Origin of the sequence: Nitrobacter sp. 62-13 (assembly GCF_001896955.1) — a bacterium.
Taxonomy (GTDB): domain Bacteria; phylum Pseudomonadota; class Alphaproteobacteria; order Rhizobiales; family Xanthobacteraceae; genus Nitrobacter.
The window spans coordinates 1-11893 of sequence record NZ_MKRN01000023.1 but is presented as its reverse complement, the minus strand read 5'-3'; the positions used below and the strand labels follow the sequence as shown (position 1 = coordinate 11893).

At 63.8% G+C, this 11893-nt stretch carries 15 protein-coding genes (1 of these 15 cut by a window edge); 12 read left to right on the top strand and 3 right to left on the bottom strand.

The features are described from left to right. Positions 1–187, bottom strand: the beginning of a protein-coding gene (locus tag BGN91_RS03310; protein ID WP_292610526.1) for an FAD-dependent oxidoreductase. The gene continues 1193 nt to the left of window position 1, outside the view; only the first 187 of its 1380 coding nucleotides appear in the window; the start codon lies at positions 185–187; its stop codon lies beyond the left edge, outside the window. Between the two features lie 311 nt (positions 188–498). On the opposite strand from BGN91_RS03310, the gene BGN91_RS03305 reads away from it, so the two are divergent. The 12 genes from BGN91_RS03305 to BGN91_RS03250 all read left to right on the top strand — a co-directional run bounded on the left by BGN91_RS03305 (position 499) and on the right by BGN91_RS03250 (position 10920). After that, a complete protein-coding gene (locus BGN91_RS03305; RefSeq protein WP_292610525.1) occupies positions 499–1380 on the top strand; it encodes a YiiX/YebB-like N1pC/P60 family cysteine hydrolase in 882 nt (293 codons plus the stop codon). Continuing rightward, a complete protein-coding gene (locus BGN91_RS03300) occupies positions 1377–1865 on the top strand; it encodes a TlpA disulfide reductase family protein (protein ID WP_292610524.1) in 489 nt (162 codons plus the stop codon). Before BGN91_RS03305 ends, BGN91_RS03300 begins: the two co-directional genes overlap by 4 nt. 173 nt (positions 1866–2038) lie before the next feature. Then, positions 2039–2791, top strand: coding sequence for a sulfate transporter family protein (locus tag BGN91_RS03295; RefSeq protein ID WP_292610523.1), 753 nt, complete (start codon positions 2039–2041; stop codon positions 2789–2791). 182 nt (positions 2792–2973) lie between these two features. Beyond that, complete coding sequence (gene sppA / locus BGN91_RS03290) at positions 2974–3951, top strand: signal peptide peptidase SppA (RefSeq protein WP_292610522.1); 978 nt, start codon at positions 2974–2976, stop codon at positions 3949–3951. 168 nt (positions 3952–4119) lie between these two features. After that, complete coding sequence (locus tag BGN91_RS03285; protein ID WP_009796612.1) at positions 4120–4425, top strand: integration host factor subunit beta; 306 nt, start codon at positions 4120–4122, stop codon at positions 4423–4425. Between the two features lie 245 nt (positions 4426–4670). Next, the gene (locus BGN91_RS03280) at positions 4671–5018 is read left to right on the top strand and encodes a LapA family protein (protein ID WP_292610521.1); all 348 of its coding nucleotides are present in this window, start codon (positions 4671–4673) and stop codon (positions 5016–5018) included. A 133-nt stretch (positions 5019–5151) separates the two neighbouring features. Continuing rightward, complete coding sequence (locus BGN91_RS03275; RefSeq protein WP_292610555.1) at positions 5152–5829, top strand: phosphoribosylanthranilate isomerase; 678 nt, start codon at positions 5152–5154, stop codon at positions 5827–5829. A gap of 147 nt (positions 5830–5976) precedes the next feature. Beyond that, positions 5977–7221, top strand: a complete 1245-nt coding sequence (trpB, locus tag BGN91_RS03270) for a tryptophan synthase subunit beta (RefSeq protein WP_292610520.1) — start codon at positions 5977–5979, stop codon at positions 7219–7221. After that, positions 7218–7661, top strand: coding sequence for a hypothetical protein (locus tag BGN91_RS03265; RefSeq protein WP_292610519.1), 444 nt, complete (start codon positions 7218–7220; stop codon positions 7659–7661). Before trpB ends, BGN91_RS03265 begins: the two co-directional genes overlap by 4 nt. Next, the gene (trpA, locus tag BGN91_RS03260; RefSeq protein ID WP_292610518.1) at positions 7658–8488 is read left to right on the top strand and encodes a tryptophan synthase subunit alpha; all 831 of its coding nucleotides are present in this window, start codon (positions 7658–7660) and stop codon (positions 8486–8488) included. Before BGN91_RS03265 ends, trpA begins: the two co-directional genes overlap by 4 nt. A 162-nt stretch (positions 8489–8650) precedes the next feature. Next, positions 8651–9595, top strand: a complete 945-nt coding sequence (gene accD / locus BGN91_RS03255; RefSeq protein WP_292610517.1) for an acetyl-CoA carboxylase, carboxyltransferase subunit beta — start codon at positions 8651–8653, stop codon at positions 9593–9595. Continuing rightward, entirely contained in the window at positions 9592–10920 is a 1329-nt protein-coding gene (locus BGN91_RS03250; RefSeq protein WP_292610516.1) for a folylpolyglutamate synthase/dihydrofolate synthase family protein, read from the top strand. The genes accD and BGN91_RS03250 overlap by 4 nt, the downstream gene beginning before the upstream one ends. Before the next feature lie 214 nt (positions 10921–11134). On the opposite strand, the gene trxA is transcribed toward BGN91_RS03250, so the two are convergent. Then, entirely contained in the window at positions 11135–11455 is a 321-nt protein-coding gene (gene trxA, locus BGN91_RS03245) for a thioredoxin (protein ID WP_009796619.1), read from the bottom strand. A gap of 98 nt (positions 11456–11553) precedes the next feature. Then, positions 11554–11893 (bottom strand): PD-(D/E)XK nuclease family protein (locus BGN91_RS03240; protein ID WP_292610515.1); only part of this gene is annotated, 340 nt, incomplete at its 5' end.

The following is an 11893-nucleotide window of genomic DNA, read 5'->3' as shown; positions in this document are numbered from 1 at the left end:
CCTCGATCACGATCACCTTGCGGTTCCCGGCCTGAATCCGACGCGCCGCCGCGAGGCCCGCGGCGCCCGCGCCGATCACGACCACGTCGGCCTCGCGCGGCAGCGATGCGGCGCGCGCAGCGCCGCTCTCGGCTCCTGCGGCGAGCGCAGCGAACGCCAGCAGAACATCGCGGCGCGTCATTGTCATGGCATGGTTTCCGATGTTTTGAAAACTGCGGAACGTTCTGTGCGGTGGTTCAAAAGCCGCCGTCGCCTCGCTGCACGTCCAACAGAAAGCTTTTCAACCTGAAATCGCACGCGAATCATGGATTTAATCATAGACCGGCGGGTTTCGGATTTTCGGGACGCGGCAAATTTGCCGCATCAATGCGTCTGCGACAACCGTCATGGTGAATCAATCGTAATTTCGCGATTGGCGCCATGAACTAAATTGCAATGGCTTTTGACCATGATAAGGAGGGGAAAACCGGTCAGGACGAACGGCGGAGAGAGACTGCCATGGGCCTCGTGCTCGATACGGTCGGGAAATGGATTGCAGCCTATCTCCAGAAGGAGGTGCCCGGCTACGAGCCCTTCACGCCGAGCGATCCCGAGCATCTGCGTGGCCTCATGCGGGAGGGCGACGTTCTCCTGGTCGAGGGTAACAGTCGCATCTCCGGCATCATCAAATATCTCACGCAGTCGACATGGTCGCACTCCGCGCTTTATGTCGGCCCGATCGACGGCGCCAGAGAACCTGACGGGGAACCGCACGTCCTGATCGAGGCTGAAATCGGCGCGGGCGTCACGTCCGCGCCGTTGTCGAAATATTTTCCGTATCACACCCGGCTGTGCCGCCCGGTCGGCCTGTCTTACGAGGATCGTATCACGGTGTGCCGGTATGCCATCAACCGGATCGGTTTCGGCTACGACACCAAGAATATCGTCGATCTGATGCGCTATCTTGTCCCGCTGCCCGTGCCGCAGCGCTGGCGGCGGCGCATGATCGCGTTCGGTTCCGGCGATCCGACCAAGATGATCTGTTCGGCGCTGATCGCGCAAGCCTTCGGCGCGGTGCGCTATCCGATCCTGCCGAAGATCACCCGCGCCGGCAGCCGCAACGCGCGGCGCGAGATTCTGCACATCCGCGATTCGTCGCTCTACATGCCGCGCGATTTCGACATCTCGCCCTATTTCGAGATCGTCAAGCCGACGATCGTGCGGGGTTTCGATTACCTGTCGCTCCATTGGGCCGACAGGCAAAAGCCGCTCGGGGAGGTGGCGGGCGCGATGGATCCGTTTCAAGTCGAAGCCGGGTCTTCGACGCTTGTTTCCGAACCGGCTGACGAGTCTCAGCTGGTTCTTTCTGAAAAAGTGAGTGCAATGCGAGGACATTCATGACCGCGGCCGGTGGCGCAGCTCCCGAGCTTGCGGTGTCGCAATGGTTCAACACCGGCGAACCGCTGACGCTCGCCGCGCTGCGTGGCCGTCCGGTGCTGCTCCATGCGTTCCAGATGCTGTGCCCCGGCTGCGTCGCGCACGGCACGCCGCAGACGCAGCGCGCTTATGAGCTGTTCAAGGCGACCGACCTTCAGGTGATCGGCCTGCACACGGTGTTCGAACATCACGCCGCAATGACGCCGGTTTCGCTCGAAGCCTTCATTCACGAATACAGGCTGACGTTTCCGATCGGCGTCGACGCCGCCGGCGACGGCACCCCGCTGCCGGTCACCATGGGTCGCTACGCCATGCAGGGCACGCCGACCAGCATTCTGATCGGCCGCAACGGCCGCATCGTTCATCACGGCTTCGGCCAGCAGAGCGACATGGCGCTTGGCGCCATGATCGCGGCCGAACTCGCGGGCGCGCAGACTTACGCCGCCTAGAGTCTTTCCGCGTCTGAATCGCCGCACCTAACGGGCGCATGACAACTCCGGCCCGATCCGGCCGCGCGTCTCGGCTGCGGCATCCGCGCCGGTCCACGCCCTTGTCGGCGCGCGCCGCGGCGTTTATCTGAGCCTTGTATCTGAGCCTTGGGGTTCACCGGGAACTGACCGTCATGATGGGCGCCGCCGTCAAGGCCCTCACGCAGATTCTGTCTCCGCCGATGCGCGCCATCCTGTGGCGCGCGATCGGGCTCGCGCTGGTGCTCATCGTCGTGGTCGCCATCGGACTGCAACGATTGCTGAGCTGGCTCGCCGGCTCGGGCGAGCTCTGGGCCGAGACCGTGCTCGGGCCGACCTTCCACACGCCGCTCAACATCCTGGCCTGGATCATCTCGATCGCCGCGGGCTTCGGCATTGTGTTCGGCGCGGTGTTTCTGATGCCCGCGATCACCTCGCTGGTCGCGAGCGTGTTCGTCGACGACGTCGGCGAGATTGTCGAGCGCGAGCATTATCCGGCCGACCATCCCGGCGCGCCGCTGCCGGTCGGCCTCGCGATGTCCGAAGGCATCAAGACCGCGCTGCTGACGCTGCTCGTCTACCTGATCGCGCTGCCCTTCGTGTTCGTGGCCGGCGCGGGCTTCATCGCCTTCTTCATCGCGACGGCATGGCTGCTCGGCCGGGAATATTTCGAACTCGCGGCGATGCGGTTTCGTTCGCCCGCGGAGGCCAAGGCGATGCGCCGCGACAATGCCGCCACGGTGTTCATGGCCGGTCTGATCATCGCAGGCTTCGTGGCGATCCCGGTCGTCAATCTGGCGACGCCGCTGTTCGGCATGGCGTTCATGGTCCACATGCACAAGCGGTTGTCGGGGCCGCGGCCCGAACTGATCGCGCCGGATCGGCGCGGACGGCAGCCGATGGCCTGAGCAGGATTTGCTTTGGAGGGAATCGGCAGGCGGTCTGCCCGCATTATGCCGGGACGAACCCGGCCTTGCTTTCTTCATATTGCGCCGCAATTGGTATAGGTTCAGTCCAGGTTGTGCTTGGGTGGCGCTCTGCGCACATCGGGATGCGCAGCCGGCAATTGCGGTCCTTGAGGAGAATGTCGATGTCGATTGAGTCGGATGTGATCGTCGATCGCCGCAGGTTGCGCAGCAAGCTCACCTTCTGGCGCGTCGCGTCGGCGGCGATCGCGATTGCTGCCTTTGTCGCCGTCGCGGCCTATGCCACGCCGTGGGGCCGCAAGCTGACCGGCGCCGGCGCGATCCAGCGCGTCAACATCGAAGGCCTGATCCGCAGTGACCAGAATCGCGTCGAGGCGCTGGAGCGGCTCGGCAAGTCGAACGCGCCCGCGGTCATCGTTCACATCAATTCGCCGGGCGGCACCACCGCCGGGTCCGAACAGCTCTATGACGCCCTGATGCGCCTGAAGGCCAAGAAGCCGATGGTGGTGGTGGTCGAAGGGCTCTGCGCGTCGGGCGGATATATCGCCGCGCTCGCCTCCGATCACATCGTCGCGCAGCAGACCGCGCTGGTCGGTTCGATCGGCGTGCTGTTTCAATACCCGAATTTCACCGATCTTCTGAAAACGGTCGGAATCAAGGTCGAGGAGGTGAAATCGTCGCCGCTGAAGGCGGCTCCGAACGGCTACGAGCCGACCAGCCCGGAGGCGCGCGCCGCAATCGACGCGCTGGTGAAGGATTCCTACGCCTGGTTCCGCGGCCTGGTGCAGAACCGGCGCGGCATGGACGGCGCGCAACTGGAGAAGGTCGCCGACGGCCGCGTCTTCACCGGACGGCAGGCGGTCGACCTCAAGTTGATCGATCAGCTTGGCGACGAAAAAACCGCGATCGCGTGGCTTGTCGCCGAGAAGAAAGTCGCTCCCCATCTCCCGGTTCGTGATTTCAAGTTGACGCCGCGCTTCGGCGACCTGACGTTCCTGCGCACCGCCGCCTTCGTGACCTTCGATGCGCTCGGACTGAGCGGCATCGCGCGTCAGCTCGAACAGGCCGGCGTGGTGCGAGCGGCGGATCGGCTGGGTCTCGACGGAATGCTGGCGTTGTGGCAGCCGGCGCCCTCCAATTGAGGCCCGAATCGGGCGCGTACAGGCATTTTTTCGCTGCAAGGGACCGCAAATGCCGCGGTGCAGAAATTTGCGGCGGTTTCCCTGAACCGTGCGAATCGCATTTAGCGACTTGACAGTCCTCACCATTTTCACGGAAATGGGCCCTCCCATGTATGGGTCCCAGTCTCGATGATCAAATCCGAACTCGTTCAACGCATCGCCGAGCACAACCCGCACCTCTATCAGCGGGATGTGGAGAACATCGTGAATGCGATTCTCGACGAGATTGTCGCCGCGCTCGCGCGGGGCGATCGTGTCGAGCTGCGTGGTTTTGGTGCGTTCTCGGTCAAACATCGTCCTGCGCGCGCGGGCCGCAATCCGCGCACCGGAGAACACGTCCCGGTCGATCAGAAGAGCGTGCCGTTTTTCAAGACCGGCAAGGAAATGCGCGAGCGGCTCAATCGCGAGAATGCCACCAGTGAAGCGAGCGCCTAGTGTCCCGAATCCGAAGTTCGCCTCATTTCGCGGTACACTCCTCCGCGAACTTCGGATTCGAATGGACACTAGCAACTCTAAAAATCTAGTGTGGCTTAGGTTCAGAAGTTCGCTTGAAGGACTCGCTGGGAAATCGAAGCGAACTTCTGAACCGCCACACTAGGGAACATTCAGGGGGGCGGCCCCATGAATCTGCAAGCGAGCTGTCAGCATGAGTGCTTGACGCTACCGTCGCGAGAGAGATCATGCGAAAATTCCTGACCGGCCTGATCGTGATTCCGCTGGGTGTGCTGTTCATCGTGTTCGCGTTCGCAAACCGTCATCCGGTGACGGTCACGTTCGATCCCTTCGATGCGAACGACCGGATGGCCACCGTCACCCTGCCGCTGTTCATCCTCATCATCGCGGTGGCGATCTTCGGCGTGGTGGCCGGAAGTGTCGCGACCTGGTTCGGGCAGCGCCGCTGGCGTCACAAGGTGCGCCGGTATGAGGCGGATGCGCGGGAGGCGCGCGTGGAACTGGCCGATCTGCGATCGCGCTGGGAGTCCCGCGATACGGCGCGGCTGCCGGACCTGACGCGGCGGGCCGGATAGCGCCGGTCTTTGCTGCAAAGGCGGGCGAGACAAGCCGCGCGCGACGTTGTAGAACCCGCGCGAGCGCGTTTGATGCCCGGAACCGGCCGGATTTCGCCGGTTGTCCGGTGCGCGCGCCGGATCGTTCGAGACCATGTCCCTGATCGTCAAGATATGCGGCCTGTCCACCCCTGCGACGCTCGACGTGGCGCTGCAGGCCGGTGCCGATATGGTGGGATTCGTATTCTTTCCGGCCTCGCCACGGCATCTTGATCTGCCGCGCGCGCGCGAACTCGGTGCGCAGGTGCGCAGCCGTGCGGGCAAGGTCGCGCTGACCGTCGACGCCGACGATGCGGCGCTTGGCGATATCATCGAGGCCCTGCGGCCGGATCTGCTGCAACTGCACGGCAAGGAAACCGTGGCTCGCATCCGAGAGATCAAACGGCGGTTCGGCCTGCCGGTCATGAAAGCGATCGGTGTCGAGACATCAGCCGATCTTGCGACGCTGCCCGACTATGTTGCCGCGGCCGATCGTGTGCTGTTCGATGCGCGCCCGCCGAAGGACGCCACGCGGCCGGGTGGGTTAGGCGTTCCGTTCGACTGGCGGCTTCTGGAAAATCTGGCTCTTGAGATTCCCTTCATGCTGTCGGGCGGTCTCGCCGCGAGCAATGTTCACGATGCGGTGCGGGTCACGCGCGCCGGCGGCGTCGATGTTTCCTCCGGCGTGGAAAGCGCGCCGGGGGTGAAGGATGCCGGAATGATCGACGCTTTCATTCGGGCTGCGCGAGCGGCGGAAATCAAGCTGCGCGAAACGACCTCGCATGTGGGATAGTCTTACGGGACCAGGGCGGCCATCACGGCCGGCGATCACGGTTGCGGCCTGCGGACACGTGATCGCGTGTGGCGCATCGTCTGCCGGAATTCCCAGCAAACAGGACGTGAATGGCCGCAATGAATCCGGCCATGACAAAGGGCGACAATGACCATTCTCCCCAATTCCTTCCGCTCGGGTCCGGACGAACGCGGGCACTTCGGCATTTTCGGCGGCCGCTTCGTGGCGGAAACGCTGATGCCGCTGATCCTCGATCTGGAAAAGGCCTATGCCGAGGCCAAGGCCGACGCCACGTTCCAGCGCGAGATGGCCGGCTATCGCAAGGACTATATCGGCCGGCCGTCGCCCCTGTATTTCGCCGAGCGCCTGACCGGGCACCTTCGGGATATTTCCGCGGCCTCCGGCCGTGCCGGTGGCGCGAAGATTTACTTGAAGCGCGAGGAACTCAACCACACCGGCTCGCACAAGGTTAACAACGTGCTCGGCCAGATTCTGGTGGCGCGCCGCATGGGCAAGAAGCGCATCATCGCGGAGACCGGAGCCGGCCAGCACGGCGTTGCGACCGCCACGCTGTGCGCGCGCTTCGGCCTCGACTGCGTGGTCTATATGGGCGCGGTCGACGTGGCGCGGCAGGAGCCCAACGTCATCCGCATGGAAATGCTGGGCGCGAAAGTGGTGCCGGTGCAGTCCGGCACGCGTACGCTGAAGGACGCGATGAACGAGGCGCTGCGCGACTGGGTCACCAACGTGCACAATACATTCTATTGCATCGGCACGGTGGCGGGACCGCATCCCTATCCGATGATGGTGCGCGACTTCCAGTCGATCATCGGCGAGGAGACGCGCGCGCAGATGCAGGAGGCCGAGGGCCGCCTGCCCGATTCGCTGATCGCCTGCATCGGCGGCGGCTCCAACGCGATGGGGCTGTTTCATCCTTTCCTCGACGATTCCTCGGTGGAGATTGTCGGCGTCGAGGCGGCGGGACACGGCCTCGACAAGCTGCACGCCGCCTCGCTCACCGGCGGGCGGCCCGGCGTGCTGCACGGCAACCGCACCTATCTTCTGATGAACGATGACGGCCAGATCCAGGATGCGCACTCGATTTCCGCGGGGCTGGACTATCCCGGCATCGGGCCGGAGCATTCATGGCTGCATGAGACCGGCCGCGTCACCTATCTGTCCGCGACCGACGAGGAGGCGCTGGCGGCGTTCCAGCTGCTGTCGCGGCTGGAAGGCATTATCCCGGCGCTGGAGTCGGCACATGCCATTGCGCGCGTCATCGAACTCGCGCCGCAGCGGCCGAAGGATCACCTGATGGTGGTCAACCTCTCGGGCCGCGGCGACAAGGACGTGCCGCAGGTCGGCGAGATTTTGAAGGGCAGGAAGGCGTGAGTGATCTCGATCAAGACTATCTCAGATTATCAAAAGAGATTGGCCTTGAATGGTTCAAGGTTCATGCAGATCAGCGTCTAAAAGCCTTCAACTTCTTCCTTCTAATAGCGGGTTTTTGCATAGGCGGTTTCTTTACCGCGCTGTCTGTTAGTCCGTTGGCTGCGGGTACAATTGCTTTTCTCTTAGGAGCAATATGCATTTGTTTTAAACTACTCGATCGAAGAACTGCGGCTTTGGTCAAGCATGGCGAAAAGCTTATGAGTTATTGCTTGGAACGCATCGGCGATCCAACAATGCCTAATCCACTTAAATTGGCAGATGAGTGCAAAGGCACTCTTTCTTATCGCCAAGTGTTCAACGCGGTGTTCGTACTCTTTGGTGCTATATCACTTGGAGGACTGGTGTTCTCTTTAGTTCGAATTTTTGGATGCAAAGCATGACCAGCCGTATCGACACGCGCTTTGCAGAATTGCGGAAGCAGGGCCGCGCGGCCTTCGTCACCTTCCTGATGGCCGGCGATCCCGATCCCGCGACCTCGCTCGCCATCATTCAGGCGCTGCCTGAGGCCGGCGCCGACGTCATTGAAATCGGAATGCCGTTCACCGATCCGATGGCGGACGGCCCCGCGGTCCAGGCCGCCGGCCGGCGCGCGCTCGATGCAGGCATGACGCTGGCCAAAACGTTGCAGATGATCCGCGACTTCCGGAAAAGCGAGGGTTCGACGCCGGTCGTGCTGATGGGGTATTACAATCCGATCTACATTTATGGCGTCGAGCGGTTTCTTGTCGATGCGAAGGCCGCCGGCGTCGACGGCCTTATCGTCGTCGATCTGCCGCCGGAGGAAGACTCCGAGCTGTGCATCCCGGCGATGAAAGCGGGGCTGAATTTCATTCGCCTGGCGACGCCGACCACCGACGACAAGCGGCTGCCGGCCGTGCTCGCGAACACATCCGGCTTCGTGTATTACGTCTCGATCACCGGAATCACCGGCAGCGCGGCTGCGGATTCGGCGGCCGTCGGAGCCGCGGTCGGACGCATCAAGCGCCATACCGACCTGCCGGTCTGCGTCGGCTTCGGCATCCGCACCCCGGAGGCCGCGCGCGGCATCGCGGAGGGCGCCGATGGCGCGGTGGTCGGCTCGGCGCTGGTCGATGTGCTTTCCCGCAGCCTCGATGCCGAGGGCAAGGCGACGGCCAAGACGGTTAACGCGGTCGCCGGTCTCGTGGCGTCGCTCGCCGAAGGCGTGCGGTCGGCCAGGGCGGGATGAGGACAAGTGTGCAGCGGTTTTCCGCGTGCATCCCGCTCTCGTCATGATCCGGGCAGGCCGCGGAATAGTCTTTACTTTGCCTCTCCCCTTGTGGGAGAGGGTGCCGAACCGCATTTATCCGGTGAGGCGGGTGAGGGAGCGGTGCGTGTTACGGAGTAAGGCATGAACTGGTTGACGAACGTCGTCCGCCCCAAGATCCGCAACATCCTCAAGCGGGAGACGCCGGAGAATCTCTGGATCAAATGTCCGGACACCGGTCAGCTCGTGTTCTACAAGGACGTCGAGAGCAACCAGTTCGTCATCCCCGGCTCGAACTATCACATGCGCATGAGCGCGGATGCGCGGATGCGGTCGATCTTCGACAACGAGACCTGGTACGATGTCGCATTGCCCGAGGTGGCAGCCGATCCGCTGAAGTTCCGCGACGAGCGCAAATATGTCGACCGTATCAAGGATGCCCGCGCCAAGACCGGCCTCCATGATTCCGTGAAGGTCGGATACGGCAAGCTGGAGAATGCCGGCGTCGTCATCGCGGTGCAGGATTTCGATTTCATGGGCGGATCGCTCGGCATGGCGGCGGGCGAGGCCATCGTGCGCGGCCTCGAACTCGCGGTCGAGAAGCAATGCCCGTTCATCGTGTTCGCGGCGTCCGGCGGCGCGCGGATGCAGGAGGGCGTGCTGTCGCTGATGCAACTGCCGCGCACCACCGTCGCGGTGCAGATGCTGCGCGAAGCTCATCAGCCCTACATCGTGGTGCTGACCAATCCGACCACCGGCGGCGTCACGGCGTCCTATGCGATGCTTGGCGACGTCCACATCGCCGAACCCGGCGCGCTGATCGGCTTTGCGGGCGCCCGCGTCATCGAGCAGACCATCCGCGAGAAACTGCCGGACGGTTTCCAGCGCGCCGAATATTTGCGCGATCACGGCATGGTCGACATGGTGGTGCATCGTCACGATTTGCGGCCGACGCTGGCGCGGCTGTGCCGGCTGCTGACCAAGGCGCCGACGCTCGACGCGACGGCGGAACCGCCGGCCGATACGGATGAGCCGGCCGAGCCCGTGCCCGCAATGGACGCGGCGCCGCCGCCTGCGCCTCCCGCGTGAGCGCGGCTCCGCCCCATCAAACGCCGCTCGGCGAGGTCGTCGCGCGAATCTCGAAGCTGCATCCGAAAAAGATCGATCTCACGCTCGGCCGGATGCAGCGCGTTCTCGAACGGCTTGATCACCCCGAACGCCGGCTGCCGCCCGTCATTCATGTCGCCGGCACCAACGGCAAGGGCTCGACGATCGCCTATCTGCGCGCGATCCTTGAGGCCGCCGGATTGAGGGCGCACGTCTTTACCTCGCCCTATCTGGTGCGGCTCAACGAATGCGTGCGGCTCGCGGGAACGCTGGTCAGCGACGACGACCTGCGCGACGCGCTGCTCGAATGCGAGCGCGCCAACGGCGGCGAACCGCTCACCCAGTTCGAGATCAAGACCGCGGCCGCCTTCCTGCTGTTCGCGAAAACTCCCGCCGACGTGTTGCTGCTGGAGGTCGGCCTCGGCGGCCGGCTTGACAGTACCAACGTGGTGGAAACGCCGCTGGCGAGCGTCATCACGCCGATCGGCATCGACCATGTCGAATTTCTCGGCGGCACGCTGATGCAGATCGCCGGCGAGAAGGCCGGCATCATCAAGGGCGGCGTGCCCGTGATCGCTGCTGAGCAGTTGCCGGAGGCGCAGGCCGTGATCGAGCAGCGGGCGAAGCAGATGCGCAGCCCGTTGCACGCCGAAGGTCAGGACTGGCACGTCGGCATGGAGCATGGACGGCTGGTCTATCAGGATGAGCGCGGCCTGCTCGATCTTGCCGCGCCGCGGCTGTTCGGCCGTCATCAGTTCGACAATGCCGGTCTCGCGATCGCGACGCTGCGGGCGCAGGATCGCTTCAGCATCGACGCTGCGGCGTTCGAGCGCGGTGTCACGAGCGCGGAATGGCCGGCGCGGATGCAGCGGCTGACGTCAGGCAGGCTGGTGGATCGAGCGCCGCGCGACGCCGAGCTCTGGCTCGACGGCGGACATAATATCGACGGCGGACGGGTGGCGGCGGCTGCGCTCGGCGATCTCGAGGAGCGGGTGTCGCGGCCGCTGGTGGTGATAACGGGCATGATGGGAAACAAGGATGCGCAAGGTTTCCTCGCCAACTTCGCGGGGCTGACCCGCCATGTCATCGCCGTGCCGATTCCGGATACGGAAAATGCGATGCCGCCGGACGTGCTGGCGGATGCGGCGCGCGCACTCGACATGCGCGCCGAAACCGCGGTGAGCGTCAGCGCGGCGCTGCAGTCGGTGGCGCGGCTTGCCTATGAAATCCCGCCGCGCATCGCGATCGTCGGCTCGCTCTATCTCGCAGGGCATGTGCTGGCGGAGAACGGCACGCCGGTGACGTAGAATTCCGTGCTCGAATAATTCGCCGTCATGGCCGGACTTGTTCCGGCCATCCACGCCTTCTTCGCAGAAATTCCAAAGACGTGGATGCCCGGCATAAAGCCGGGCATGACGAGAAGAAAAGGCGCGACCTGACCTCGACGGTCATCACCCAAACAAAAACGGCCGGTGGTGAACCGGCCGTTCGCAAAATTTCAAAAAATCGGAAGCGGACGAATCACACCGTAGCGGTGATCCACTGCTCCAGCTTCTGCTTCGGCGCGGCGCCGACCTGACGCGAGGCCAGCTCGCCGCCCTTGAAGATCATCAGGGTCGGAATCGACATCACGCCATATTTCGAGGCCGTCCTCGGGCTCTCGTCGACGTTGAGCTTGACGATCTTGACCTTGCTGCCCATCGCGCTGGAAATCTCGTCCAGCACAGGACCGATCATGCGGCAGGGACCGCACCACTCGGCCCAGAAATCGACCACGACCGGGCCAGTCGCCTTGAGCACTTCCGCTTCGAAATTGGCGTCCGAAACCTTGCCAACAGCCATGGAATACCTCGTTGCCTCGATGAGATCGCGCGCTGTGAAAGAATGCGCTTGCGCCTGGATGCCAAGTTAAGAAGGCGATCCTGCCGGGTCAAGGTTTCTCACACCGAGATGATCGCGGCCAGCTCCGCGTCGAGCCCTTCGGCCGAAATCTCCATCAATTCAGGCGTCTCGGTCCAGAGCAGCGCGGCCTTGACGGGCAATTCCGGATACAGCCGGGCCAGCACCGCGCGGTAGAGCGCAAGCTGGCGAACATAGGCCGGCGGCGCTGCGGCGGCGCTCGCGGGCGGCGCGTGGCCGGTCTTGTAATCGACGATCAGAACCGCCTCCGGCGTGACCACGAGGCGGTCGATCTGACCGGAGACCAGTACGGGATCGCCGCGCCGCGTCGTCAGCCGTCCGGCAATCGCCACCTCAGCCCGGCTGCCGTCCGCGAAGACC

Bases quoted from the DNA above. Each gene is read 5' to 3' on its own strand.
- BGN91_RS03285 (WP_009796612.1), top strand. From the start codon at position 4,120: ATGATCAAATCCGAACTCGTTCAACGCATCGCCGAGCACAACCCGCAC.
- BGN91_RS03275 (WP_292610555.1), top strand. From the start codon at position 5,152: ATGTCCCTGATCGTCAAGATATGCGGCCTGTCCACCCCTGCGACGCTC.
- trpA (WP_292610518.1), top strand. From the start codon at position 7,658: ATGACCAGCCGTATCGACACGCGCTTTGCAGAATTGCGGAAGCAGGGC.
- trxA (WP_009796619.1), bottom strand. From the start codon at position 11,455: ATGGCTGTTGGCAAGGTTTCGGACGCCAATTTCGAAGCGGAAGTGCTC.
- sppA (WP_292610522.1), top strand. From the start codon at position 2,974: ATGTCGATTGAGTCGGATGTGATCGTCGATCGCCGCAGGTTGCGCAGC.
- BGN91_RS03280 (WP_292610521.1), top strand. From the start codon at position 4,671: ATGCGAAAATTCCTGACCGGCCTGATCGTGATTCCGCTGGGTGTGCTG.
- BGN91_RS03300 (WP_292610524.1), top strand. From the start codon at position 1,377: ATGACCGCGGCCGGTGGCGCAGCTCCCGAGCTTGCGGTGTCGCAATGG.
- BGN91_RS03305 (WP_292610525.1), top strand. From the start codon at position 499: ATGGGCCTCGTGCTCGATACGGTCGGGAAATGGATTGCAGCCTATCTC.
- accD (WP_292610517.1), top strand. From the start codon at position 8,651: ATGAACTGGTTGACGAACGTCGTCCGCCCCAAGATCCGCAACATCCTC.
- BGN91_RS03295 (WP_292610523.1), top strand. From the start codon at position 2,039: ATGATGGGCGCCGCCGTCAAGGCCCTCACGCAGATTCTGTCTCCGCCG.
- trpB (WP_292610520.1), top strand. From the start codon at position 5,977: ATGACCATTCTCCCCAATTCCTTCCGCTCGGGTCCGGACGAACGCGGG.